Genomic DNA, 24,838 nt, shown 5'->3' with positions numbered 1-24,838 from the left:
AGCGCGGGTTTCAGCTAACTGGAATAGCCCTTGCAGTGGATCGCTCAGGATTCCAGACAGGATGCAAACGATGGCCATCTCACCTCTAACTCCAGTGTCGCCAACCGGGGTGAACCAGAACGCCAGTGGGCAGGACACAGCGGTTAGCGCCACCACGCTACCTGCCCAAAATGCTCAGGCAGAATCAGCCACGGCAACGAGTGATGACAGTGCCACTTTCAGCTCCCGGGCAGAGCGCCTTGCGGCGTTAAACGAAGAGTTCACCATTACGGGCCCTAGCTTCGAAGTCAGCGCTGCTTTTATCAGTCGTTTGCAAGAACTCGAGTTTATCGACAGCAGTGAAGCAGAGCGTTTGCTGGGTCAGTCACAGGCTGCGAACAACACTGATAAACCGGCCATTAAAGATGCCGGACCACAGGCGATTATCGACCTGCAACAGGACCTCGAAGCACTGGCCAGTAAAGTGCCCGAAGACGGCAATCTGGCACTGTTACTCAACGAGACTTCCGCAGCCCTGACCGAACTTAAAGCGACTTCCCCGCTGTCCAATGCTCCCCAATACAAGGCCCTGCAGCAACGCCTTGAGCAGTCGCTGGCCAACGATTCAGACGCAGCCGCTCTCAGCGACGCTGACCGCTATCGCATGACCCAGGCCATGGACGTTATGCTCATCGCCAGTCGTCTGGCACCCGGCTCCGAAACCAACGCTGGCATTCGCAGTTATCTGGCCAACACTTGATTGTTGCCTTCGGGAGCCCTGAGTGGTTGAACCCTGATGGTTGAGTGCGATCTGGTTGTATAACTCGTGATTGCCACCGGATACGGTCTCCCGGTGCCTACGCGGCCGACTGCCTCCCAGGCCAACGCAACGGCAACCAGGAGCAACCCGTCAACAATCCTCAAATCACCCGCCTGATTAGCAACCAGAAAGACGAGCTGGCGTAACAGCCGTTTATTCTGTGCCCGGCTCGGCCTACACTCGTGGCAAATCCGCTTTGTACAGGTTTTCGAATGTCGACGTTTTCCGGTTCCGATCGTTATATTGCCACGGGTGAGTTACAGCGCGCGGTGAATGCCGCCATCACCTTGCAGCGGCCCTTGCTGGTAAAAGGGGAGCCAGGCACCGGCAAGACTCTGCTGGCCGAAGAGATTGCCGCTGCGCTGGGGATGCCGTTGGTTCAGTGGCACATTAAATCGACCACAAGGGCGCAGCAGGGGTTGTATGAATACGATGCGGTGTCGCGCTTGCGCGACAGCCAGCTCGGCGATGACCGGGTGCATGATATCCGGCATTACATTCGCCCCGGCAAACTTTGGGAGGCCTTTACTGCGGAACAGCGCGTGGTGTTGCTGATCGATGAGATCGACAAGGCCGACATCGAGTTTCCCAATGATTTGCTGGTTGAGCTCGATCGCATGGCGTTTCACGTCTATGAAACGGGCGAAACCATTGAAGCCGTGCAGCGACCAGTGGTGATCATTACCTCAAACAATGAAAAAGAACTGCCCGATGCGTTCCTGCGCCGATGCTTTTTTCATTACATTCAGTTCCCGGATGCGGAGACCTTGCAGGCCATTGTTGATGTTCACTTCCCGGATCTTGAATCCCGATTGGTGCGCGACGCCTTGCAGGTTTTCTTTCAGGTTCGGGAAGTGCCTGGTCTCAAAAAGCGGCCCTCAACGTCTGAGCTGATCGACTGGTTAAAGCTGTTGGTCAGCGACCGGCTGGCCGCCGATGCGCTGAAAGACGGTGACATTCGTCAGGCATTGCCGCCGCTCTACGGTGCCTTGCTGAAAAACGAACAGGACGTGCACTTGCTCGAACGGCTGGCCTTCATGAGCCGGCGCGAGCGCTGAGTTGTCATGCTGATTCGTTTTTTTACCACGGTCCGCCAGCATGGGGTCAGTGCCACGCCCAAAGAATTGCTGACGCTACTGGAGGCTCTCGATGCGGGCTTGGGGTCGGCCGACGCGGATGCGTTCTACGAGCTGGCACGGTTGTGCCTGGTCAAGGATGAAACCCAGTTCGATCGTTTCGACCGGGCGTTCGCCGACTTCTACGACGGTCTTGAAGCACTGCCGAACCCGCTGGAAGTAGACGTCCCCGAAGACTGGCTGCGCCAGCAGCTGATGCGCGATCTGAGTGACGAGGAAAAAGCCGCACTGGAGGCCATGGGCAGCCTTGATGAATTGCTGGCCACGCTGGAAGAGCGGCTCAAAGAGCAGGAAGGCCGGCACGAAGGTGGTAATCGCTGGATCGGCACTGGCGGTACCAGCCCATTCGGGCATGGTGGGTACAACCCCCAGGGCGTTCGCATTGGCGGCCCTGGCAAACACCGCCGTGCGGCCAAGGTGTGGCAACAACGCCAGTACCGCAACCTGGACGATCAGGTTGACATTGGCACCCGCAACATTCAGATGGCGCTGCGCAAGTTGCGTCAGTTTGCCCGCACCGGTGCGCGTGAGGAACTGGCTCTCGACGACACCATTCGCTACACCGCCCGTAACGCGGGCATGCTCGACATTCGCACCCGGCCCGAGCGGCATAATGCGGTTAAGGTGCTGTTGTTTCTGGATGTGGGCGGGTCGATGGACGATCACGTCAGGGTCTGTGAAACGCTGTTTTCGGCCTGTCGCAGCGAGTTCAAGCACCTGGAGCACTTCTATTTCCACAATTTCATCTACGACCATGTCTGGCACGACAACCGCCTCGGGCGGCAGTCGGTTACGCCGCTGAGCGAGGTGTTGCACAAGTACGGACCGGACTACAAAGTGATTTTCGTTGGCGATGCAGCGATGGCGCCTTACGAAATTGCCGCAGCCTACGGCAGCATCGACTTTATGAACGAAGAGCCCGGGGCGGTATCGTTTGAACGCTTGAGGCGCCATTTCAAACGCAGCATCTGGCTTAACCCGATCGGCCGTGAGTACTGGCCGTACACCCAAAGCATCGAGATGGTGCGCCAACTGATAGACGATCGAATGTACCCGCTGACGGTAGAGGGGTTAAGCCAGGGTATCGGAGCACTCAGCGGTAAAACCTGACGGTTTCTTATCTGGCCAGCAGGGGTATACTGAATGTAAAGATCTACGGCAACACACCGAGGTTACGGATGATGAAAAAGGTGTGGGTGTATGCCCTGTTCTGGGCGGCGATGGCGCTCAGCCAGGTGCCCCTGGCCACTGGCGACACCATACGGCTGGTCGCCGACCCCTGGTGCCCCTATAACTGCGAGCCGGAAACCGAGCGCGTGGGTTTCATGGTTGAGATTGCCAGGCGGGTCTTCCAGGCAGCCGGTCATCAGGTTGAGTACCATCAGAGACCTTGGGTGCGGGCATTGCAGGAAACGCGTGATGGCGCCTTTCATGGCGTTATTGGTGCGACCCGGCTGGAAGCGCCTGATTTTGTCTTTCCCGACCTGGCCCAGGGGCAAATGGCGAATGCCTTCTGGACCCTGGCAGAATCCCCCTGGCAATACCACGAAGCCAGCTCGCTTGAAGGGCAACACTTGGCGGTGATCGCCGGTTACAGTTATGGCGATACCATCGAAAACATGCTGCAGGATGAGCAACATCGTCCCTACATCACTGAGCTGCACGGGGTCACTCCACTAAAGAATGGGCTTATGATGCTGGAGCGGGGCCGCATTCAGGTGTTACTTGAAGATGAACACGTGATGCGTTACCAACTGCGCCGTTCCGGACAGTCCGATAAATTCAAACGGGCAGGCTATGTGCCGGCAGAGGCTAATGCTGCGCGTGTATACATCGCCTTCAGCCCCGCCTTCACGGCCTCATCAGGCTATGCCCGCCTGTTGACCGACGGCATTGCCCGGCTGCGGGCCAGCGGCGAGCTGGCGCAGATTCTGGCCGACTACGGTGTTAGCGACTGGCGTTAATAGGAGTAGTATTCCTGTTTTTTCTGGTAGGCTGCAGGCTGGTTGTCTGTTTGGGTGGTCAGGTATGGTTCCGGTTTTTTCTCATCTGGCCCCAGGTGCCAGGGGGAGGGTGTTACTGCTATTAATGCTCGCGATCAGCATTCCCAGTGCGTTTGGCGAGATGGTGGGTGTCGATGATTCGGGCATTGAGAATGCGTCAGAAACAGCCAACGAATCAGAATCGGTAGCAGAGCCGCAGTCGATTGTCCTGACACCCTACGAGCAGTGCATGCTGCAGTTGATAGAGAGTGCGTCCAATGTCATCAGCATCGCGTCATTGCGTAATTACTGCAGTCTTGAAAGCCGGACGGGCAGCGGGGTCAGCGACGATGAGACGCCATTGCGACGGCGCATTGCGCTTGAACAATTTTCGCTGAATAACCCCTTTAGCCTGTTGCCGCACCGGCCCAACTATTTATTGCCCATTGCCTTTTCCACCGATCCGAATCCCAATACCCAGGGTGAAGAGGAACTGCAACCGATTGAAATTGAGTTTCAGCTGAGTCTCAAGGTGGTGATTCTGGAGAGCCTGTACCGGGATTACGGGTCGCTGTCTTTCGCTTACACCACCCGTTCATTCTGGCAGGCCTACAATTTCGACCTGTCGTCCCCGTTTCGCGAAACCAATCATGAACCCGAACTGATTCTGGCAATGGGCAGCCGCATTGAGCTGGGCGGTCTGCGCAACATCGGTAACGCTATTTCACTGAATCATCAGTCCAATGGACTGGCCGGAGATGATTCCCGAAGCTGGAACCGGGTGATCTTTCAGACCATCTGGGAACGCGATCGCTGGGCGTTTGCATTCCGGCCATGGCTGCGCATACCGGCACCTGAAGAGCGTTACCCGGGCGACCCTCTGGGTGATGACAACCCCGATATCCTCGATTACATGGGACACTTTGACCTGAACATCGTCTACGGTGGCGATACCCACCAGTTTGCCCTGATGGTGCGGAACAATTTACAGGCCGACCCCAACCGCGGCGCCGCGGAGCTGAGCTGGTCGTTTCCGGTCAACGACCGGGTGAGGGGGCGTCTGCAGTATTTTCATGGCTATGGCGAAAACCTGATCGATTACGATCGCTTCAACCAAACCCTGGGCCTGGGCTTTGAACTGAACGGCTGGCTCTAAAGCCCTTTGAGCAAAGTGACCCCTGACCGTGCTTTAGGCACGGCGCACCGAAAGGTAAAGCCCGGTAAAACACCCTGCATCACTTGCCACATACTGATATTCATTTACACTTGCTAGTGAGAATCTGAATAGATCAGCACTGGGGGTGCGGTGAATTCGTTGTTGAATATCGACAGTCTGGCATGCCAGTACGGCCCGGTCCCGGTGTTGCAGGATATCGGGCTGCAGGTGAACGAAGGCGATATCTGCTGTTTGCTGGGCCCCAGTGGCTGCGGTAAAACCACCCTGTTGCAAGCCATTGCCGGCTTCACCCCCCTGGTCGCCGGCCAAATCGAGCTCGATGACACCTGCATAGCCAAGCCTGGCGCTGGCGTCGCCCCGGAAGCCCGGGGCATCGGCATGGTGTTTCAGGATTATGCCCTGTTCCCGCATTTGACCGTGCGTGAAAACATCGGCTTTGGGCTCAAGTCGGTTGGCCGACCTGAACGCGAAACCCGCATCCGCGAAGCACTGGATCTGGTCAAAATGGATGCTCTGGCCGACCGTTACCCCCATGAACTGTCGGGTGGCCAGCAACAACGCGTCGCGCTTGCCCGTGCCCTGGCGCCAAAGCCGCGCTTGCTGTTAATGGACGAACCCTTCTCGAACCTCGATACCGAACTGCGCCGCACTCTATCGCGCGAAGTTCGCCACATCCTGAAAACCGCCGGCATTACCGCCATCATGGTCACTCACGACCGCGATGAAGCCTTTGTGGTCAGCGACCGTCTGGGCATTATGGATCAGGGCCGCCTAATGCAATGGGGCACGCCGGCCGAGGTCTATCACCAGCCAGCCACACCGCTGGTGGCCAGTTTCGTCGGCGATGGCAACTGGATTGAAGGCCGGGTACTGGACAGCCAAACGCTGGAAACCGAACTGGGCCGGGTTCACCAACCAGGCCACCCCTGGGCTGCGGGCACCAGCCTGGATATTTTCGTACGGCCGCATGAAGTCAACGTCACCGACGCCTTCGACGCCGTTCAGGTAGAAACACTCAGTGGCGAGTTTCTGGGCACCCAGACGCTCTACCGCTTCACATTGCACAGCGGCCGGGAACTCGAAGCCCAGTTTGGCTCCCAGGCCGTGTTTCAGCCTGGCTCAACCCTGGGACTGGCACTCACTTCCGCCAACCTTGTGGCGTTTCCCACCAGCAACCACTACGACCCCGCTGACTGGCATAGCCCCACTACACCGATGGCCAGCCAAAGTCAGCCAGCCGCCATGTTCGGCGCAGCGGCCCGGTAGCTTACGAAAAGGGTTATGGACGAAGCACCTTATTAAGTGACAGCTATCCGGCAGTTGGCACGGACTCGAGGCACTAAAGTAATTTCAACCTGGGAATCCGTAGTAACCCGCTACCCCTGTTCAGCCACCGGCAATACAGGAGCCGCCTTACGCCCGCCTTTGATCGACCGACTCAGCATGATGACCGGCAACAAGCCCACCAGCACAATCATAAGCGCGCCCATGGCGGCGACTTCGATTTGTTCATCTGAGGCGTACTGGTACACATAGGTTGCCAGGGTGTCGAAATTGAAGGGGCGCAGCATCAGGGTGGCCGGTAACTCCTTCATGGTATCGACGAAGACGACCAGGGCACCGGTGAGCAGACCCGGGCGGATCAGCGGCAGATGGACCCGGCGCAACGTCTCCAGACTGTTCATGCCGAGCGAGCGGGCGGCCTTGTCCATCGATGGGGTGACCTTGTCGAGACTCGACTCAACAGCCCCGGCAGCGACGGCTAGAAAGCGCACGCTGTAGGCGAAGATCAGTGCGAATACCGTTCCGCTGAGCAATAAACCGCTGGATACATTGAACCGGGCACGCAAGAACGCATCGATGCTGTTGTCGAATGCCGCCAGTGGGATCAGAACGCCTATCGCCAGGACCGTTCCCGGCATCGCGTAACCCAGTTTCGACAGACTGACAAACAACCGGACACTCCGGTTGGGGTGCAAGCGCCGGCCATATGCCAGCAGGGTGCCAATAACGACGGTCACCAGCGCAGCGGCACTTGCCAAAAACAGGCTGTTCCAGGAAATCGCGACGAAATCTTCAGTCCAGTAGGCGGAAAAATTTCCCAGAGCGTAGCTGGCCAACTGAAACGCCGGTACCGCGAACCCAAGCACCAGCGGCAGGGCGCAGGCCAGAAAAGCCAGCCAGGCTTTCAGACCGGTGAGGGTATAGAGTGCTGAATCCTGGTTGGGTTTGCCTTGTCCGAAGTGGCGTTGCCGGGCGCGTCCAATGCGCTCCAGTGTCACCAGCACCACCACAAACACCAGCATCATGCTGGCGATCTGGGCGGCACCGCCCAGGTTGCCCATGTTCAGCCAGGTATCGTAAACGCCAAGGCTTAGAGTGCGAATCGCAAAGTAGTCGACTGTGCCGAAGTCGTTGAGGGTTTCCATTAGCGTCAGCGCCAGGCCGACGGCTATGGCCGGTCGAGCCAGGGGCAACGACACCCGGTAAAAGCTTTGCCAGGGCGTGCAGCCCAGGGTTCGGCTGGCGGCCAGCACGTTGCTGCCCTGCTCCATAAAGGCTGCACGGGCCATCAGATAGATATAGGGGAAGAGCACCAGTGACATCAGCACAATGGCCCCGCCCAGGCTGCGAATCTCCGGGAACCAGTAGTCCCGGCGGGTCTGCCAGCCAAAGAGATCGCGCAGCGCGCCTTGCAGCGGACCTGCGAATTCAAGCATATCGGTGTAAATAAAGGCGATGACGTAAGCCGGTACCGCAAAAGGCAGCAGCAGTGCCCATTCAAACACCCGTCGCCCCGGAAATCGGCACAGGGTAACCAGCCAGGCCGTGGTGACCCCGATAGTAAAACTCAGCAGGCCGACGCCGGCCAGCAACAGCAGCGTGGTTTCAATGTAACGAAACAGAACCGTGTTGTAGAGGTGACGCCAGATGTTGTCGGTCGGGAACAGGGCCAGGTAAAACACCGACAGAACCGGCAACACCACCAGCCCGGCGATGATGAACACCGTGGCCGGCCAGGCACGCAGATGCCTGAAAAACGGAATACCCGGTCGGGTGCCCAGTGCTGGCTGGTTGGCCATTAATGCCTCTGTTACAGATAAAAGGAGTGGTCGGGTAGCGGACAAACAAAAACGGCAGCCGAAGCTGCCGTTTGCCAGTTTACTGCAAGGCTGGGGCGCTTAGAAGTCGTAACCGACTTCATCGACCAGACGAGAGGCTTCATCGACGTGGTCAACGATGGCCGTCAGGCTGACGTCATCGGCCACAAAGTCGCCCATGTACTGGTTCAGCAAGGCTGAGTAAGGCGTTCCGGGCTTGACCGGGAATTCGAAGTTTTCCTGAGCGTACATGTATTGCGCCAGATCCTGGCTCATGAATTCCAGCAGTTGTACCGCTTCGTCACGGTTTGGCGCGTGCTTGGCAACGGCAGCACCGGAGATGAACATGTGCGTGCCCCGGTCTTCCTGGTTCGGGAAAACAATGTTGACCGAGTTGGCCCATTCAACCTGTTCCGGCTCTGCGGTGTTGGTGATCATCTTGCCGAAGTAGTAGGTGTTGCCCAGAGACAGGTCGCATTCACCTTCCATTATGGCCTTCACCTGGCCACGGTCGTTACCCTGAGGAGTGCGCGCCAGGTTGTTCTTAACACCTTCCAGCCAGGTTTTGGTGTATTCCTCGCCGTGGTGTTCGATCATAGAGGCGAACAACGACAGGTTGTAATTGTGCTTGCCACTGCGCGTGCAGATGCGGCCTTCCCACTGAGGGTCTGCCAGTTCTTCATAGGTGGTAATCTCGCCTGGCTCGACGCGGTCTTTCGAGGCGTAGATCACGCGGCCACGGGTGGTCAGTCCAAACCAGTGGTTGTCGTCGGCGCGGTATTGGGCCGGGATGTTGCTGGTTAGGATGTCGCTTTCGACTGCCTGGGTCAGGCCTTTGTCGTAGGCATCGACCAGAATGGTGGTGTTCGGCGTCAGGATAATATCGGCCGGGCTGTTGCGGCCTTCCTGTTCGATGCGCTCGTTAAGGCCAGAGCTGGCGTAGATAACATTAGTTTCAATGCCGGTTTGCTGGGTAAAGGCGTTCAGCAGGGGTTCAATCAGAAATGCCTGGCGGTAGGAGTAAATGTTCACTTCCTCTGCCTGGGCAGCGGTAACGGTCAGGCTGGCGGCCAGTGGCAGGGCTGCCAGCGTCAGGTGCTTCACTGTGCGTTTGATACTTGTTGTCATTCTTGATCTCCGTTGCGAAAAGCTTTCAATATGATAAGTATTCTCAGTTGTGGGCCTGCCGCTGTCAATAGACACACCCCCCGAAAGACACTAATAAAGGAACGTAAGGGGTGTTCGGGCACGTGTGTGATGGCATGATGAAACTCAGGCAGGCTGCTAGACTGGCTGTTGTGCTGCCTCAGCCCGATCAGCAAGCCCATTGCGGGCAGGAGTGACCGATGATCCGACACGCCACCAATACCGATTTCCACGAGCTGGCCGAGCTGTACCAGGATGCCAGTCTGATCGCCCACCCTTTTATCGACCCCGACTACATCGCCCGGGATATGCGGCACCTGCGCGAGCACCGGCTACCGCTGGAGCAGGCGTTTCTGTGGGAGCGGCAGGGAGACATCGCTGGCTACATTGCGCTGGAGGGCAAACGGATTAATGGTTTGTTCATCAAGGTGGAGCATCAGCGTAAGGGCATCGGCCGGGAGCTGGTCGAGCACGTGAAGCAGTTGCACGACGAGTTGCGGGTCAAGGTGTTTCAGGAGAACTATCAGGCGCAGCGGTTCTATTTCGCGATGGGGTTCGAGATTGTTCCCGAAGCGGACGCTCCGGAAGACGGGCCACACGCCCAATACTGCATGCGCTGGCCCGTTTAACACTTTTAGTCACCCGGTTCCCAGGTTTGCGCAATGTGAGCGGCGGGTGCCGGTGATGCTTCTGCGGGGAAGTCCGCAACATGGATGTTGCGGTCTAGGCCCCATGGACGGGTTCACGCCGACCCCGCAGAAGCATCACCGGTAACCGACGCGGGCCAAGGCCACAAAGTGAAATTTGGCACCTGGCTCAGTTACTGCTGTTGAACCTGATACACGCTCAATGTGCCGCTAACTTCGTTGGCAACCAGCAACAGGGCAACGCCCGATGGGCTCTGGCTGGCGGGTATGAATTGCATACCTTCCGGGGCCAGGTCGCCGGCTTGGGGGGTCAGGTCACCGTCTTCGGTTGCCGCCACCGCTGCGTCGTAGTTTCGGTGATTGGTGTAAGCTACAAACTCAACCGCTTCCGGGTCGGTGATGTCGAAGGTCATGAAGCCGCCCATGCGCTCCAGGCCAACAAAGGCCAGGGTGCGATTGCCGAGTTGGCCCAGGGTAAGGGCTTCGGGTTCGGGGCCTTTGTTGTCGCTGCGGTCATCGATGGCCAGTTCGTTGTCGGTGGTGTTGAAATACTCGGGAAAACGATCAGCCGTGATGCGCTCGATCAGATCGCCGGAGTCGTACAACAGGGCGCCGATGTCGTCGAAAATCGCGAAGGACCGGGCGCCGTAGGCGTAAGCGGCTTCGTACACGCCGTCCCCATCGCTGTCGCCCAGAGCTTTATTGATTTTCAGATCCGCGATGTCGTCGAAGCCGGTCAGCGAGGCGTCGAGTTGAACGTCGCCGATTTCAGTTTCGTCGGTGTACACCAGGCAGCCGTCGTCTTCATCCCAGTCATACTGACCCAGGGGCAAGGGGCCCTTGCATTGCGCTTCGCTCTCGGCGTCGGAGAAGTATTCCCGCGCATCCCCTTCGTTGGCCGTGACCAGGTAATTGCTGCCATTGACGCTGTAACTGGCGATGGTGTCTGGGTGGTAGGTGCCAAACAGGCCGGCGTAGGTGGACAGTGCGGCCAGTTCATCGTCCTTGTTGGCATCGAGGCTGTTTTCAGTGACGCCGTGATCTTTGAAGCCCAGTGGGAACAGTCCGGTGATACTGGGGGTGTCGTTCAGGCTGATTCGTGCCAGGGCGTTGTTTTCCTGCAGCGAAACAAAGGCGGTGCGGCTATCGGGCGTGACGGTGATGTATTCCGGCTCCAGGTCTTGCGACAGGCGCGTGTAGTCCGGGTCCGGGTTGTTGCCGGTGATGATATCGGGGTGGTAGTTGTCATCAAAGCCATTGAAGTTCAGTTGAATCGCCAGGTCATCCGGTATGCCCCGGGTAACCGGGATGACGGAGACACTGCCTTCCGGGTCGATCAGGTAGTCGCCGCTGGGTTCGCCTTCATTGGCGACCAGTACGTAGCGGCCATCGGGTGAAAAGGTCACCATGTCGGGCAGGGCACCGGCCATTACGCCTTTTACGAAGGCGGTGTCGCCCTGGTCGTTGAGGCGGTAAAACAGAATCGCGCCCTTATCGACCTTGTTTTCGTTCTCGACAGCTATCGCCAGCAAGTCGCCGTGCACGGCCAGGCTGTTGGCACCGCCGATCATGATCTTGCGCTGGCCCATATAGGGGTCGGCCACCCACACCTGTTCCGGTACGGCATCGCTGCGATCGGCCAGGTTGCTCAGGGTGTAGGGGTTAACCGCAGGCTCCGACAGCAGATTGCTGATGCGCACAGCATTCACGCGACCCGTTGCGCCGTTGGTCAGATAGGCATAGCCCGACGCCCGGTGGTAGGCGACAATTTCGGCGGCGCTTTCATCGAAAATGCCGCTGGTGTAACGGCCTACCATATCGATTTGTACGCTGGGGTCGCCGGCGGGCAAGGCACGGTCGGCAGACTGGGTCGGGTTGGTGCTGCAGGCGCTGAGCGTCAGGCCGGCAGCCAGGCTAAGCGCAAGAGGTTTTAGGGTCATTTCGGCATCCTGTCGTTGGTCGGTGAGTGTTGTTATACCCACTCACGCTACGGAGCCTGTGTGACAGCCTGACGACAAAATGGTGACAGCAAAACGACAGCTGGCTTTCATGCGGATGACAATGGTTCTGGCTTTGGTTAGTCTTGCCCGGTCCAGGTCGATGGCTGTCTGACTTGGACCCCAATACACACGACGATCAAGACACGATTCTTCAGAGGTGAACTGTGACCTGGGCAACCTGGCTGGCGGTGGTAAGTATTTGCATGTTGGGCGCCATGTCGCCTGGCCCTTCACTGGCGGTGGTGCTCAAGCAAACCCTGGCGGGCGGGCGCTCCAACGGCATTGTTGTGGCGCTGACACACGGCCTGGGCATTGGCCTCTACGCGCTGCTGAGTATTTTTGGCCTGGCAGCCTTAATCACGGCCTCACCCGTCGCCTTTACCGCCCTGCAATGGAGCGGTGCGCTCTACCTGGCCTGGCTCGGCGTTAAGGGGCTGCGCGCGCGGGCCAACCCCGAAGCCGAGTTACCGGATGTACCCACCACCGCCAGCGCCGCCCGGGATGGTTTTCTGGTGGTGTTCCTGAACCCCAAGGTTGCGGTGTTCTTTATTGCCCTGTTCAGTCAGGTCGTCGGTGCCGATACCTCGGTGCTGGCCAAGCTGGGTTACGCCGCAACCGCCATGGTGATTGACGGCGGCTGGTATCTGGTCGTGGCCTGGTTGTTCTCGACGCCCGCCTGGCTGGAGCGTCTTAAGCGCCATTCAGTCTGGTTCGAGCGGGTATTCGGGGTCATTCTGGTGGCGCTGGCTGGCCGGCTGGTCGTGTCGATTCTGAAGTAGCCGGAGCGCTGTTTCAGTACCAGGCTTCCCGGGTCAGTCAGGCTGCCCCGGCTGTGACGCCCGCCATCAAACGGCCGCGGTCTCGTCGGACACGGAAAACTTTCCTTTTTCATCCTTAACCACCCGGCCCGCGGCAATGCTGGGGTCGTGGGTGAAGAACAGCCGTCCATTGCGTCTGGCCAGGTCGGATAGCAGGCGGCGTTTCTCGTCAATCAGCGCCTCCGGAAAACGGTCGTAGCCCATGGTGATCGGCAGGTGCACCCAGGCTTTACCGGGAATCAGGTCGGCGGCAAACACCAGTGGGCCGTCATCGGTCTGAATTTCGGTCAGTAACATGCCCGGTGTGTGGCCATCGCTATAATGAAAGCGATAAGCATCGCCCAGGCGTTTCGACCGGGTGCCATTAATGCGCTCAAGCCGGCCCGAGGCTTCCAGCAGGGCGGGTAACTCGGGAATGAACGACGCTTTGTCTCGCGGGTGTGGCTGAATCGCCCGCTGCCACGCCTGTTCACCCACAATAAACCAGGCGTTTTTGAACACCAGCTGCGGCGTCTTCCCTTCCTGCCAGGCACTAAGCAGCCCCCCGGCGTGATCGAAATGCAGATGAGACAACACCACGATGTCGATGTCATCGGGCCCCAGACCAAGGTCGGCCAGGGAGTCCAGCAGGCAATGCTGCGCTTCCTGCACCCCATAGCGCTCACGCAGAGCTGGCGGGAAGAACGCGCCGACACCAGTTTCAAACAGGATGTTTCGATCAGGCTCCTGCACCAGCAGGCAGCGACAGCTGAGATCGATCCGGTTCTGGTCATCGCTCGGGAGCCAGCGCTCCCACAAAGCCTTGGGGGCGTTGCCAAACATGGCACCGCCATCCAGTTTCTGGGAGTTTCCGAGCAGGGCATGCAGTTTCATTCTGGTCTCCTGTGGCAGGCATGAGCTTACCTTAGGCCTTCAACGGCCCGCTTCACAGGCCAGCGACCACAGAGACCCGCGTTTGTAATGTCACGACGGCGTTACGAGGCGAGCGACCCCAGTGACCCGGGCGTTTTGATGGAGGAAGGTGCAGGTAGAAGGATTGCAAAACAGACAGGCACAGCAAAATCGCCCGGAGGGGGCGACTCGATCAATAGAGTGAATCGATGCAGGTAATACACGTGATGATCACGTAGGTTAGCTAATTAGCTAAGCTGGCCCTGTTGTTGTTTTTAGGAGGCCTTAAATAAAAACTGTGCCCTTGTTATTGTTTTTGGGCAGGCACGTATCGCTCTTATATCACCCTGTTTTTGTTTTTGTTTGTGGGTGTCTTTATCGTTGTGCGTAGATGATTGCAGTCTGCGTGCCAGTTTTAAAAAATGCTTTAAAAACAATAACTTAAAAAATACTGTTCAATATGTAACCAGTGGGTCCTCTGGCTAACATCGCTTTACACCATGCTGACGTGTGTATAGGTAACACTTAGGGAGTGTCAGTAACACTTTTAGAATCCCGTTCGATCACTTTGCCCGAGTCAGTTACCTAACATTACAGTTCACGCAGTGAATTTGACGCCATGGCTGCAGGAAGGCGGTACAATCTTGGCTTGCGGTGGCTGGGTTTGCTGGTTGGCCATGAGGTCTAGCTGGCCACCGGGCTGACCTATCTAGGGTCGGCGTGAACCCGTCCGTGGGGCCTAGATCGCAGGATATGAATCCCATCCGTGGGATTCACCCATCGGGCTCGCTCTGCTCGTGCTAAAACGCTCCTGGCGTTTTAGTCCCTGCTGCGAACCACCCCGGATAGGTCTACCCGGCAGCCAGCACTCGGCTCGAAGCGGCGTCGGTTGAAATTTATAGCCAAAATAGAACGTGCACTACTGCACTAGCAGTAAGGAAAAATGATGTTTGGATGGTTAAAGAAAGCAATGGCCGGTGGGCCGGCAAGTCCGCGGGAAGTGAAGGGTGAAACGATTGAGTACAAGGGGTACCAGGTGACACCAACGCCGATTCCCGAAGGCGGTCAGTTCCGGGTGAGCGGCATCATCGTGAAGCCGGGAGAGCCGGAACAGCGGCATACCTTTATTCGGTCTGACCTGGTGGCCGGTGAAGACGAGGCGTGCAACTTCACGCTGGTGAAGGCGCGGCTGATGATTGACCAGTTGGGTGATCGGATCTTTGATTAAAGATCGTCAGCCCCGGCGCAGTGATCGGGGCTGAATACTCAGTTCAACTGTTGCTTGTATGACTCGAACAGTTCGGTAACGTCGTCGGGCCCGAACTGGTAGTGCTGGTGGCAGAACTGGCAGTCGCTGCGTATCTCCCCCTGCTCGGCTACAACAGTCTGGGCTTCCTCTTCACCCAGCATCAGAATCGCATTGGCGCAGCGTTCGCGAGTGCAGGTGCACTCAAACTCCAGCGGACGGGCATCGTAGACGCGTACCTCTTCTTCGTGAAACAAGCGCTGCAGCACCGTAGTGTTGTCGAGCGACAGCATTTCGTCGGCCGTTAACGTTTCGGCCAGATGAACCACCCGGTTCCAGGCGTCGTCGTCCACTTCCAGGCTGCCTTCGCTGGCTGAATGGGGCATGGCCTGTAGCAGCAGGCCGGTCGCGATCTGCTGGTCAGCGAACAGCCAGACCCGGGTGCGAATCTGCTCGGACTGGCGGAAGTAATCTTCCAGCGCGTGGCCCAGGCTGTGGTCTCCGTCGTTGATCGACACGATGCCCTGGTAGCGCTTGCCGTTTTTCGGCTCAATGGTAATTGCCAACTGCCCGTTGCCAAGCAGTGCCTGGTCGGCGCTGAAATCATCGTTGTACTGGGCGATGGCCCGCAGAGCCCGGTTATCCCGGCATTCAGCCATCAGCATCCGTACCTGACCGGCGCCCCGAACCTGCAGGCTCAGGGTGCCATCGAATTTCAGGGTGTCGCTCAGTAACGCCACCGCCGCCATGAACTCACCCAGCAACAGGCGCACCGGCTCGGGGTAGTTGTGCTTGGCCAGCACCTCCTGATAACTGCGCTGCAAGCCGGTAATTTCACCGCGAATGTGAGTATGGTCGAACAAAAAGCGTTGGGTCAGATCGGGGTTGCTCATGCAGGCCTCGTGATAGGCCAGGGCGTTTTAGACACTGCCCTAGGCGTTAAAGGAATCTTTCATTTTACGGATATCGCGCCGGTCTTTCTTGCTCGGCTTGTGATCGGGCGCCGCCTGGCCCGCATTCTGTGCTTTACGCTGCGCCGCCATGGCCAGCCGCTTCTCGACCGACTCTTCTGTCTCCCGATACAGCAACTGCGCTTCCGGAGCGCCACGCCGCTTGTCACTGAGCGCCAGCACTTCAACGGTTTTCTCATCGAAACCCAGCCGCATACGCAGCATGGCACCCACCTCTACATTGCGGCTCGGCTTGGCACGGGCGCCATCGTAATGCACCTTGCCGCCTTCAATGGCGTCTTTCGCCAGGCCGCGCGTTTTGAAGAAGCGCGCCGCCCAGAGCCATTTGTCGAGTCGTACGGGAGTATCGGTCATAACCTCTCTCAGTATCGCTAGCCAGCTAATCGCTGCTAACTCTAGTTTAGTAGATAAGGCCAGCTGGGTGGCATGGGTCCGCGCCGGATACCAGGGCTGCCCCTGTGGGGACGGATTCACGCCGACCCCGGAGAGGTACATCCGGTGGCTGGCACGGGCTTATGCCACGAAATACAACCAAGCCACCAGGGCATCCGTTAATAAGGGTTGGGCCTGCGAGTTACAAGGGGGCCTTCAGGTTCATGGTAGACTGGGCGGTGTTGAATTCAAAACCGTTATCGCGATGAGGGCATTCCATGAGAGGTGATTCATGATCCCCCGGCCTGAGCTGTCGAACCCACAGATCAGCAGCCTGTTTCAGCTGATGAAGCAAGCCGGTGACGATATTCTGGCTGTGTATCACGACCGGTCGCGCTGGCAGACGGACCACAAGGCCGATGACTCCCCGGTGACCGCGGCAGATCTTGCCGCATCGCTCCGGTTAGTGGCCGGGTTGCCCACCATTCTTGACTGCCCGGTGCTGTCCGAAGAAGCATTGGTGCCTTATACGGATCGGCAGAGCTGGCAGACTTACTGGCTGGTTGACCCCCTGGACGGTACGCGTGAGTTTCTGCACAAAAGTGATGAGTTTGTGATTAATGTCGCCCTGATGCACGAAGATCAGCCGATTTTCGGCATGCTTTTTCAACCGGTGACGGGTATTGGCTGGTGGGGTGGGCAGGATGTAGCCGCACAACAGGGTACCCCTGGTAACGCCACGGCCATCCGGGCCGAGGCGGTGACCGGGCCGGTTCAGGTGCTAGGCAGCCGACGTTCCGTCTGGCAGGGTGCCTGGCGCGATCGGCTTGAAACCGCCGGTTATGACGTTGAAACCCGCTCGATTGGCAGCGCGCTTAAATTCATGATGCTGGCCAATGGCAGTGCGCATTGTTACCCCCGGCTGGGGCCAACCAGCGAATGGGATACCGCCGCGCCCCAGGCCATTCTTACGGCAGCCGGGGGCCGACTGGTGCAATGGAGCGGCGAGCCGCTGCGCTACGGAAAAGCCTCGACGCTCAACCCGGAATTTGTCGCCGTATCCGATCCGGACTTACTGGCTGTCCTCTGTCTCCAGGGGTGACCCTAGCTGACTAACTTGGTCGGCCAGTCCGGTGACTGCAGCCACTGCCTGTTGCCAGGCTTCTGCTTCCGGATCACCGGCCGGTGCGTTTTCCGGCAGAGCAGTCACGGCATCAACCGCTGCCGTAAGCTGGTTGCCCAGTGTTTCAGCAGTGACAGGTCCGCCGCGGCGCTCCAGCCAGGATTCCAGTGCGCTGACGCCCTCGTCCGGGCTATCCAGCAGCGCTTCCAACCCCGCTAGCCGAGCAAGCAGGTGGCGTTTTCCCTGGCCCGCCACTACGCTTGGGTGATGCCAGTCCGGCTCTTGCGGTGCGTCGTCGGCAAAGGCCAGCTGAAGTAGGTCTTGGCGGATCTGCTGGTCGAGACTGGTCAGCACAATGCGTTGCTGTGCAGGTTCTGGCAGGCCGGTAAAGCCGATTTGCCCGGACCAGCGCTGGCGAGCCTGTTCCAGTTGCTGCAGCAGATGCTCCGTCGCCAGTGTCATATACTGGTATCGGCGTGTGATGGTCAGGTCGCCATCTTCACCGGAAATCAGCCAATAGGTATTCAGGTCGGTTTGCCAGAGCAGTGTTTCGACCACAGGGAACCCCAGGGCGGGTGACTCCAGATCCAACAGCTGATGCTGTTCCAGCAGGTTGTTCAGCGTCAAATCCATACCGGTTTCATGCACCAGGCCGCTGTACGGGTAGTCTGGCAGGGCATCGACGTAACCGGGCAGAAAAGGGCGTACATTAATCAGCCGGCGGGAGCGATTCAGCGCTTCCTGAGCAGCCGGATTAAACGCGACCCGGTGAAACAGCGAGAAGGCCTGCCAGCCTTCGTAACACGCGTGCCAGGCAGACTGAGCGTCACTCTGCAGGCCGGTTTCCGGGTTATCCAGAAACGCCTGGACGGCTGAGCCCAGTGGCTGGCAGGCCGACTGCATGGCCTCGCCGGCGGTTTCGGCCTGGGCCTGGAACGCCCGGGCCAGACCGGCGAATTGAACATCGGGTTCAGGCCCGGCTTGCTCGGGCTGGGTGGACGGGTCTTGGGCTTCGGCCTCGGTTGCCGGTTCGTTCGACGAAGAACACCCCATTAACACCAGAGTGAGCAGGGCAAGCAGTGCGTGGGCAGGTGTCACAAGGCGCATGAGTTAGTCCCTCAGGCTGATGATGGGCCAGTTCTGGCGCTGGGCCTCGGCCGCCAGAGTGGCGTCCGGGTCGACGGCGACCGGGTTGTCGACCAGACGCAGCAACGGCAGGTCGTTCAGTGAATCGCTGTAAAACCAGGCGCCGTCGAGTGACTCGCCGTGTTCATCGAGCCAGGTTTGCAGGCGCACCACCTTGCCTTCCTGATAGCTGGGAATGCCCGTTGGCAGGCCGGTATAGGCGCCGTTTTGCTGTTCAGCCTCGCAGGCGATCAGGTTCGGGATGCCCAGGTGCTCGGCGATGGGCCCGGTCACAAAGCGGTTGGTCGCGGTGATGATCATTAGCGTATCGCCCCGGTCGCGGTGGTGCTGCAACAAAGCCTGGGTGCCCGGAGCGATCATCGGTTCGATTACCAACTCCATAAAAAGACGGTGCAGGCTGGCCAGTTCATCCAGCGGCTTGTTGGCCAGAAACGACAGCGAAAAGCGCAAATAGCGGTCTATATCGAGCTCACCGGCCTGGTATTGCTGGTAAAAAGCTTCATTGGCGGCTTTTACGACGGTGGCGTCGACCAGGCCCTGATCGATCAGGAACTGGCCCCAGGCGTGGTCTGAGTCGCCGGCCAGCAGGGTGTTGTCCAGGTCAAAGATAGCGAGGGTCAAGGCGGGGCTCCTTAGTGGCCAAACGACTCGCATGGCAGGGTAGACTCGAAGGTCGCCAGGCGGAGGCTTTATTGGCCGCCAAGAATACGGGCATGGCCGGTCAGGTACAAGCGACAGGCTGCACGACAAGCCTGGCAGCCCGGGTTGCTGCCTTGAATGTGACCTGTTTGGTGTTTTCGGGCCGATGTGGAACAATGCAGTCAGAACAGACGGACTCTGTGCCTTACTCTTAACCGGTTTTTCGTGGGAGTGGGAAGAGGGTCGTGCACGCCGGCAGGCCAAGCTGCGGCGGTCACCAACATTCATTGATTCGCACGCTGTGCGAATCCGGTCACAGGGGGATGCTGGCGATCATGATCGATTCCGATGGCTATCGCCCCAACGTGGGCATTATTCTCACCAACTCGCGCGGCCAGGTGCTCTGGGCCCGGCGCATTGGCCAGGATGCCTGGCAATTCCCGCAGGGCGGCATTCGTGCCCACGAGACCCCGACCGACGCCCTTTACCGCGAATTGCAGGAAGAAGTCGGCCTGCAGCCAGAGAGCGTCGAGATACTCGCTTGCACCCGTGGCTGGCTGCGCTACCGGCTACCCAAGCGGATGATCCGCTACAACGCCTTGCCGATCTGCATTGGTCAGAAGCAGAAATGGTTTCTGCTGCGCATGACCGGGCAGGACCACAACATCATTCTCAACGACTGCGACGACCCCGAATTCGATGGCTGGGAATGGGTATCTTACTGGTATCCGCTGGCCCGGGTGGTCTCGTTCAAACGGGACGTTTATCGCCAGGCTCTTGCCGAGCTGGCGCCCAGGGTGCACAAGGAGCTGAGACGACGTGGTTGATATGTTGCATTTACTCCGCCAGGTGGTGGAGGAAGTAAACAGTACCCGGGACCTGCAAGCCTCTCTGCGCACCGTGGTCGGCCGCATTCGTGAGGGAATGAACGTTCAGGTCTGTTCCGTCTTTCTGTGGGACGCCCATGTAAACCGCTATGTGCTGATGGCCACTGATGGTCTGAGTGCCGATGCCATCGGCAAGGTGACACTGACCCAAAACGAGGGCCTCATCGCCCTGGTCGGCAAGCGCGAAGAGCCACTCAACCTCAGCGACGCCACTCGCCACCCCAACTATCACCACGTGCCCGGCCTGGGCGAAGAACCGTTCAAGAGCTTGCTGGCCGTGCCCATTATCCACCACCGCAAGGTGCTGGGTGTGATGACCATTCAACGCACCGAACCAGGCCGGTTTGGGGATTCCGAAGAAGCCTTTATGGTGACGCTGTCGGCCCAGTTGGCCGGGGTGATTGCCCATGCCGAAGCCACCGGGGCGCTGTCGGGTCTGAACCTTATGGGCGGCGAACAGCTGGATGTTCGCTTTGCCGGTGTGGCCGGGTCGCAGGGCGTTGCCATTGGCAAGGCCCATGTGCTGGTGCCGCCTTCTGATCTTAACTCGGTTCGTTACCGGCCTGCGCGCGATATAGCCGCTGAACTGGCGCTGTTTGAAAACGCTCTGACCAAAGTCCGGTCCGAACTCACCGCCACCCGGGAGCGGTTGCGCAGCGAGTTGCGTCCGGAAGAGCTGGCGCTGTTCAACGTCTACGTCGGCATCCTGGAAGACCGGGCCCTGGGCGATGCAGTGGTTGAGCTGATCAACAAGGGCGAGTGGGCTCAGAGTGCCCTGGCAACGGTGATGCGCCGCTACATCGACCACTTTGAAAGCATTGAAGACGACTATTTACGCGAGCGTGCCGCCGACATGCGCGATTTGGGGCGCCGGGTATTGTCGCATTTGCAGGCCTCGGTGCCCGACGTTGCCATTCCCGACCACGCCATTCTGGTTGGCGAGGAAATTTCACCCACCGTCTTTGGTGACCTGGCCGCCGGGCGCATCGCGGCCATTGTCTGCACCACCGGCTCGGCCAACTCGCACGTCGCCATTCTGGCCCGCGCCCTGGCCATACCTACCATCATGGGCGTGCAGGAATTGCCCTGGCAGGGCTTGCAGGGTGAAGAGCTGGTGGTCGATGGCTACCGCGGCCATGTGTATTACCGGCTGTCGGCCGAAAAACGCCATTATTTCGAATCCATCTGCAAGGAAGAAGCCGAACGTGAGGCAGATCTTGAAAGCCTGACTGACGTCGCCAGTGAAACCAGCGATGGCGTTGCCATCAGCCTGATGGTCAATACCGGTTTGCAAACCGATGTGGTGCGCTCGCAGAACAAGGGCGCCGACGGAGTTGGGCTGTTTCGAACCGAAGTGCCGTTCATGATGCGCGATCGCTTTCCTTCGGAAGACGAACAAGCCAAGATCTACCGCGCCCAGTTGGAAGCCTTTGCCCCTTTGCCGGTCACCATGCGAATGCTCGATGTGGGCGGTGACAAAAGCCTCGATTACTTTCCGATTGTCGAGGATAACCCGTTCCTGGGCTGGCGCGGCATCCGGGTCATGCTCGACCACCCGGAGCTCTTTATGGTGCAGATTCGTGCCATGCTGCGCGCCAGCTTGAACCTGAACAACCTGAAAGTCATGTTGCCCATGGTCACCAGCGTCAGCGAGGTGGAAGAAGCCCTGGCGATCATTCACCGGGCGGTTCTGGAGCTGAATGAGGAAGGGGTGGCGGTCAATCTGCCGGAAGTTGGGGTGATGGTTGAAGTGCCCTCGGCAGTCTACCTAGTGAAGGAATTTGCCACCCAGATCGATTTTATTTCTGTGGGGTCCAACGACCTGACGCAGTATTTGCTGGCGGTCGATCGCAACAATCCGCGCGTTGCCAATATCTACGACTCACTGCACCCTGCGGTGCTCAAGGCACTCAAGATGGTCATCGATGCGGCCAATGAAGGTGGCATCCCGGTCAGCCTGTGCGGTGAGCTGGCGGGTGATCCGCTGGGCGCCGTGACGCTGGTGGGGCTGGGTTACCGCAATTTGTCGATGAGCAGCTCTAACCTGTTGCGCGTTAAATCGGTGTTGCGCCAAATCGATAGCGGCTGGGCACACACCATTGCCTCGGGCCTGTTGCATCTGGACGACCCCAAAGTGGTGCGCTCCACCCTGCGACTGGCGTTGCGTAAAGCCGGCATCCCACTCACTGACATTGGCATTTTGCCATCCTGACCAGGGCATTTTGCCGATCCTGATCAGCTGGTTAGCGCTCAGTTGTTGCCGAGCAGCCATTTGCTCAGAATAAGCTCCAGGGATCGGCGGCGCAGTGGTTTGGTCAGGTAGTCATCCATGCCGGCCGTCAGTGCTTTTTCCTGCTGTTCCATCATTGCGTGGGCGCTGAGCCCAATAATCGGAATGCGCCGAACCCGCTCGTTTGCCGAATGGCGAATGGCATGGGTTGCGGCGTAGCCATCCAATACCGGCATTTCGCAATCCATAAGTACCAGGTCGACGCTGGAAGGCACGTGACCACCTTGGTCGATGGTTTCTGCTCGCTCATCGTCCAGCTCGTTCTCCGGCACGTTGTTTTCCAGATAATCCAGCGCCTGTTGACCGTTGCTGGTGACTGTTACCGTCAGCCCGAGCCGTTTGAGCATGCCTTCGGCAACGCGCTGATTGATGTGGTTGTCTTCGACCAACAACACATGGGCGGGTGGAAATTCTGGCGACTGCAGCCCGACGTCTTCACTCGACAAGCCTGCAGCGTTGGGCCGCCGGTCTTCACTCAGGTTAAGCAGGCTGCGTGGCAGCGACAGCGGCTTTTCCATCAGGCGCTTGAACTGGTGGCCGGTCAGGGTTTGCCAGTCAGGCGACGCCATGCGACTGGCAATTAAGGCGAGTAGGGCCTCGGGTTGGGCGTCAGCCAGTCTGGGTCCGAGCGTTAGCCCGGTATCGTGATCTACGGTGGCGTCCACCAGAATGACATTGAACTGTTGCTGGGCGCACAGCGCCAGCGCCTCAACGCCGCTAGAGGCGCAGTTAAGCGTCAGCGCCGTGCCATCGGCGTGGTGACAGAACAGGCGCTGCAGGGTCAGGTTGCTGGTCACCAGTAGGGCATTGCCGCTCAGGCCACTGGGCTCGGTCGCGGAAAAGGGCAGGGTCGGGCCCAGATCGGTGGTGGTGGCGTCGAGGGGGATCTCGATCCAAAAGGTTGAGCCTTTGCCGGGTTCGCTATTGACGCCAATCTCCCCTTTCATGAGTTCAACCAGACGTTTGCAGATGGCGAGCCCCAGCCCGGTACCGCCGCGCTCGCGGTGCGTGCTTTTGTGCGCCTGGAAGAACGCATCGAACAACACGACCAGTTTGTCCGGTTCGATACCCAGCCCGGTATCGCTGACCGCGAGCCCCAGACGCTGACGGTCCGCATGCCATTGAAGATGAACGACGATTTCCCCGTCATCGGTAAACTTGAACGCATTACCGAGCAGGTTCAGCAGCAGCTGTTGCATGCGAATGGGGTCGCCGACCATTGTCTCCGGTGTGCCCCGGTCAATATCGGCAACCAGCAATAACCCTTTCTCCTCCGAGGGTTTTATAAACAGGGCCAGGGTTTCCTCGACCAGCTCTGGCAAATTGAAACGAATGGCCTCCAGCTCCAGTCGCCCGGCTTCTATTTTTGAGAGATCCAGAATGTCGTTGATGATGGTGGTCAGGGTGTGGCCGGAATTGAGAATGGTGGTCAGGTAGTCGCGTTGGCGCTGATCCAGCCGGGTATCCTGCAGCAGCTCGGCCATGCCGATGATGCCGTTCATGGGCGTGCGTATTTCATGGCTCATGTTGGCCAGAAACTGGTTCTTGTGGTCGGTGCTGATTTGCAGCGCCTCGAGGGTTTCTTCCAGTTCGTGCGTGCGCGCCTGAATCTTTTGTTCCAGGTTGCTCTGGTGCTGGCGAATGCGCTGTGATTTTTCCGCCAGTTGCACCTGCAATTCGTTCAGGGTGTCGCACAGCGTCGCGATCTCGTCGCGCTCACGGCTGATCCAGTCCGGAATCAGGCGAGCCCGAAAGACATCGTCTTCCGGTTCGATGGTCGCCAGTACCTGTTCGACTACGTTGAGACGACGAGCAACGAGCCGGTGCACCGACCAGGCGGTGACGGCCACGACCAATACGCACAGCAGCACCGAGCTGGTCAGGGTAAACACGAAGTTTAACAGGCTCTGATTCAGGATCAGGCGCACATTGGAATAGACGGTTACCTTGCCTACCGGGTAGAGGCCATCGCCGGTATTGAATTCGATGGGCTCGGTAAACTGGAGGGCTTTCTGCAACAGACGGCCCTGGCTGGCAATATCGATATCGGGATAGCCGGGGTCCAGATCGGTTGCGGGCAGATAGCCCGAAGAGTCGGGCAGTTCACCGCGAACCTGGTTCAGCGACGGATCTTCCGATTCGATTAATACGGCTTCGATCAGCGGGTGAGCAATCAGCAAGTCGGCGGTGGCGCTTAACTGAATCGGGTCGAAACTCCAGAGGGCATTGGCCAGCACATCGCGCGAGCCGAACAGGGCGAAGCCAATTTGTTGGGCGCCGGAGTCTTCTTCAAGCGAGTATTCGAGGCTGAGTTGCAGGGCGGTCGTGAGGCTGACGAGAGCAATAAAGATACCGGCTATCCATACCAGCAAGCGGCGCGATAATGACAGCGGGTGCCGGTTAGGCAAGACAGGTGTGCTCAAGGACGCTCTTCCGCTAAGCTTTTGGGCAGTGTAGCTCAGTTTCC

21 protein-coding genes are annotated in these 24,838 nt (G+C 58.7%); 12 read left to right on the top strand and 9 right to left on the bottom strand.

What is annotated here, in order from left to right; all coding sequences use genetic code 11:
• Window positions 1-70: 70 nt before the first annotated feature.
• From ABJT94_RS13255 to ABJT94_RS13230, 6 genes are all read left to right on the top strand, one after another.
• Window positions 71-739 (top strand): hypothetical protein, encoded by a 669-nt coding sequence (locus tag ABJT94_RS13255; protein WP_348474251.1) that lies wholly within the window; start codon window positions 71-73, stop codon window positions 737-739.
• Window positions 740-1,011: 272 nt separating this feature from the next.
• Entirely contained in the window at window positions 1,012-1,857 is an 846-nt protein-coding gene (locus tag ABJT94_RS13250) for an AAA family ATPase (RefSeq protein WP_213679099.1), read from the top strand.
• 6 nt (window positions 1,858-1,863) lie between these two features.
• A complete protein-coding gene (locus ABJT94_RS13245) occupies window positions 1,864-3,045 on the top strand; it encodes a VWA domain-containing protein (RefSeq protein ID WP_348474250.1) in 1,182 nt (393 codons plus the stop codon).
• A gap of 68 nt (window positions 3,046-3,113) precedes the next feature.
• On the top strand, window positions 3,114-3,899 hold the full coding sequence (locus ABJT94_RS13240) for a transporter substrate-binding domain-containing protein (protein ID WP_348474249.1): 786 nt from the start codon (window positions 3,114-3,116) through the stop codon (window positions 3,897-3,899).
• 109 nt (window positions 3,900-4,008) lie between these two features.
• Window positions 4,009-5,073, top strand: a complete 1,065-nt coding sequence (locus tag ABJT94_RS13235) for a phospholipase A (protein WP_348474248.1) — start codon at window positions 4,009-4,011, stop codon at window positions 5,071-5,073.
• Window positions 5,074-5,223: 150 nt separating this feature from the next.
• On the top strand, window positions 5,224-6,360 hold the full coding sequence (locus ABJT94_RS13230) for an ABC transporter ATP-binding protein (RefSeq protein WP_348474247.1): 1,137 nt from the start codon (window positions 5,224-5,226) through the stop codon (window positions 6,358-6,360).
• 110 nt (window positions 6,361-6,470) lie between these two features.
• Here the strand turns inward: ABJT94_RS13230 and ABJT94_RS13225 are convergent, their stop codons facing one another.
• Window positions 6,471-8,177 carry an iron ABC transporter permease gene (locus tag ABJT94_RS13225; protein WP_348474246.1) on the bottom strand — a complete coding sequence of 569 codons (1,707 nt, stop codon included), beginning with the start codon at window positions 8,175-8,177 and terminating at the stop codon, window positions 6,471-6,473.
• A gap of 99 nt (window positions 8,178-8,276) precedes the next feature.
• A complete protein-coding gene (locus ABJT94_RS13220) occupies window positions 8,277-9,323 on the bottom strand; it encodes a Fe(3+) ABC transporter substrate-binding protein (protein WP_348474245.1) in 1,047 nt (348 codons plus the stop codon).
• 218 nt (window positions 9,324-9,541) lie between these two features.
• Here ABJT94_RS13220 and ABJT94_RS13215 point away from each other — a divergent pair, with 218 nt between their 5' ends.
• Window positions 9,542-9,970, top strand: a complete 429-nt coding sequence (locus tag ABJT94_RS13215; RefSeq protein WP_213679106.1) for a GNAT family N-acetyltransferase — start codon at window positions 9,542-9,544, stop codon at window positions 9,968-9,970.
• Window positions 9,971-10,161: 191 nt separating this feature from the next.
• Here the strand turns inward: ABJT94_RS13215 and ABJT94_RS13210 are convergent, their stop codons facing one another.
• Complete coding sequence (locus ABJT94_RS13210) at window positions 10,162-11,928, bottom strand: choice-of-anchor I family protein (protein WP_348474244.1); 1,767 nt, start codon at window positions 11,926-11,928, stop codon at window positions 10,162-10,164.
• A 224-nt stretch (window positions 11,929-12,152) separates the two neighbouring features.
• On the opposite strand from ABJT94_RS13210, the gene ABJT94_RS13205 reads away from it, so the two are divergent.
• Window positions 12,153-12,767, top strand: coding sequence for a LysE family transporter (locus tag ABJT94_RS13205; RefSeq protein WP_348474243.1), 615 nt, complete (start codon window positions 12,153-12,155; stop codon window positions 12,765-12,767).
• A 66-nt stretch (window positions 12,768-12,833) separates the two neighbouring features.
• On the opposite strand, the gene ABJT94_RS13200 is transcribed toward ABJT94_RS13205, so the two are convergent.
• The gene (locus ABJT94_RS13200; protein WP_348474242.1) at window positions 12,834-13,679 is read right to left on the bottom strand and encodes an MBL fold metallo-hydrolase; all 846 of its coding nucleotides are present in this window, start codon (window positions 13,677-13,679) and stop codon (window positions 12,834-12,836) included.
• A 961-nt stretch (window positions 13,680-14,640) separates the two neighbouring features.
• Between ABJT94_RS13200 and ABJT94_RS13195 the strand changes: the two genes are divergently transcribed.
• Window positions 14,641-14,925: an HlyU family transcriptional regulator gene (locus ABJT94_RS13195; protein ID WP_348474241.1), complete on the top strand. Its 285-nt coding sequence runs from the start codon at window positions 14,641-14,643 to the stop codon at window positions 14,923-14,925.
• Between the two features lie 38 nt (window positions 14,926-14,963).
• Here ABJT94_RS13195 and hslO read toward each other — a convergent pair whose 3' ends face one another.
• Together hslO and hslR are read right to left on the bottom strand one after the other, a co-directional pair.
• The gene (hslO, locus tag ABJT94_RS13190) at window positions 14,964-15,836 is read right to left on the bottom strand and encodes an Hsp33 family molecular chaperone HslO (protein WP_348474240.1); all 873 of its coding nucleotides are present in this window, start codon (window positions 15,834-15,836) and stop codon (window positions 14,964-14,966) included.
• A 39-nt stretch (window positions 15,837-15,875) separates the two neighbouring features.
• Window positions 15,876-16,268 carry a ribosome-associated heat shock protein Hsp15 gene (gene hslR, locus ABJT94_RS13185; protein WP_127560248.1) on the bottom strand — a complete coding sequence of 131 codons (393 nt, stop codon included), beginning with the start codon at window positions 16,266-16,268 and terminating at the stop codon, window positions 15,876-15,878.
• A 310-nt stretch (window positions 16,269-16,578) separates the two neighbouring features.
• On the opposite strand from hslR, the gene ABJT94_RS13180 reads away from it, so the two are divergent.
• Window positions 16,579-17,388 (top strand): 3'(2'),5'-bisphosphate nucleotidase CysQ, encoded by an 810-nt coding sequence (locus ABJT94_RS13180; RefSeq protein ID WP_348474239.1) that lies wholly within the window; start codon window positions 16,579-16,581, stop codon window positions 17,386-17,388.
• Here the strand turns inward: ABJT94_RS13180 and ABJT94_RS13175 are convergent.
• Complete coding sequence (locus tag ABJT94_RS13175) at window positions 17,359-18,516, bottom strand: imelysin family protein (RefSeq protein WP_348474238.1); 1,158 nt, start codon at window positions 18,514-18,516, stop codon at window positions 17,359-17,361. The two genes, ABJT94_RS13180 and ABJT94_RS13175, sit on opposite strands and share 30 nt — an antisense overlap.
• 3 nt (window positions 18,517-18,519) lie before the next feature.
• A complete protein-coding gene (locus tag ABJT94_RS13170; RefSeq protein WP_348474237.1) occupies window positions 18,520-19,176 on the bottom strand; it encodes an HAD family hydrolase in 657 nt (218 codons plus the stop codon).
• Window positions 19,177-19,529: 353 nt separating this feature from the next.
• Here ABJT94_RS13170 and ABJT94_RS13165 point away from each other — a divergent pair, with 353 nt between their 5' ends.
• Window positions 19,530-20,021 carry an RNA pyrophosphohydrolase gene (locus ABJT94_RS13165; protein ID WP_348474236.1) on the top strand — a complete coding sequence of 164 codons (492 nt, stop codon included), beginning with the start codon at window positions 19,530-19,532 and terminating at the stop codon, window positions 20,019-20,021.
• 1 nt (window position 20,022) lies between these two features.
• Entirely contained in the window at window positions 20,023-22,293 is a 2,271-nt protein-coding gene (ptsP, locus tag ABJT94_RS13160; RefSeq protein ID WP_348474235.1) for a phosphoenolpyruvate--protein phosphotransferase, read from the top strand.
• Window positions 22,294-22,331: 38 nt separating this feature from the next.
• Here ptsP and ABJT94_RS13155 read toward each other — a convergent pair whose 3' ends face one another.
• Window positions 22,332-24,794, bottom strand: a complete 2,463-nt coding sequence (locus tag ABJT94_RS13155; protein ID WP_348474234.1) for an ATP-binding protein — start codon at window positions 24,792-24,794, stop codon at window positions 22,332-22,334.
• Window positions 24,795-24,838: the final 44 nt, after the last annotated feature.

The organism is Saccharospirillum sp. (genome assembly GCF_039982735.1).
In the GTDB taxonomy this organism is placed as follows: Bacteria; Pseudomonadota; Gammaproteobacteria; order Pseudomonadales; family Natronospirillaceae; genus Saccharospirillum.
Note: the sequence above shows the minus strand (reverse complement) of the source record. Positions and strands in the feature narration are given on the sequence as shown.

What these genes read in the sequence shown, in the direction of transcription:
- hslR (WP_127560248.1), bottom strand. Translation starts at nt 16,268, where the DNA reads ATGACCGATACTCCCGTACGACTCGACAAATGGCTCTGGGCGGCGCGC.
- ABJT94_RS13250 (WP_213679099.1), top strand. Translation starts at nt 1,012, where the DNA reads ATGTCGACGTTTTCCGGTTCCGATCGTTATATTGCCACGGGTGAGTTA.
- ABJT94_RS13200 (WP_348474242.1), bottom strand. Translation starts at nt 13,679, where the DNA reads ATGAAACTGCATGCCCTGCTCGGAAACTCCCAGAAACTGGATGGCGGT.
- ABJT94_RS13255 (WP_348474251.1), top strand. Translation starts at nt 71, where the DNA reads ATGGCCATCTCACCTCTAACTCCAGTGTCGCCAACCGGGGTGAACCAG.
- ABJT94_RS13220 (WP_348474245.1), bottom strand. Translation starts at nt 9,323, where the DNA reads ATGACAACAAGTATCAAACGCACAGTGAAGCACCTGACGCTGGCAGCC.
- ABJT94_RS13210 (WP_348474244.1), bottom strand. Translation starts at nt 11,928, where the DNA reads ATGACCCTAAAACCTCTTGCGCTTAGCCTGGCTGCCGGCCTGACGCTC.
- ABJT94_RS13180 (WP_348474239.1), top strand. Translation starts at nt 16,579, where the DNA reads ATGATCCCCCGGCCTGAGCTGTCGAACCCACAGATCAGCAGCCTGTTT.
- ABJT94_RS13245 (WP_348474250.1), top strand. Translation starts at nt 1,864, where the DNA reads ATGCTGATTCGTTTTTTTACCACGGTCCGCCAGCATGGGGTCAGTGCC.
- ABJT94_RS13195 (WP_348474241.1), top strand. Translation starts at nt 14,641, where the DNA reads ATGATGTTTGGATGGTTAAAGAAAGCAATGGCCGGTGGGCCGGCAAGT.
- hslO (WP_348474240.1), bottom strand. Translation starts at nt 15,836, where the DNA reads ATGAGCAACCCCGATCTGACCCAACGCTTTTTGTTCGACCATACTCAC.
- ptsP (WP_348474235.1), top strand. Translation starts at nt 20,023, where the DNA reads ATGTTGCATTTACTCCGCCAGGTGGTGGAGGAAGTAAACAGTACCCGG.
- ABJT94_RS13215 (WP_213679106.1), top strand. Translation starts at nt 9,542, where the DNA reads ATGATCCGACACGCCACCAATACCGATTTCCACGAGCTGGCCGAGCTG.
- ABJT94_RS13225 (WP_348474246.1), bottom strand. Translation starts at nt 8,177, where the DNA reads ATGGCCAACCAGCCAGCACTGGGCACCCGACCGGGTATTCCGTTTTTC.
- ABJT94_RS13165 (WP_348474236.1), top strand. Translation starts at nt 19,530, where the DNA reads ATGATCGATTCCGATGGCTATCGCCCCAACGTGGGCATTATTCTCACC.
- ABJT94_RS13240 (WP_348474249.1), top strand. Translation starts at nt 3,114, where the DNA reads ATGATGAAAAAGGTGTGGGTGTATGCCCTGTTCTGGGCGGCGATGGCG.
- ABJT94_RS13175 (WP_348474238.1), bottom strand. Translation starts at nt 18,516, where the DNA reads ATGCGCCTTGTGACACCTGCCCACGCACTGCTTGCCCTGCTCACTCTG.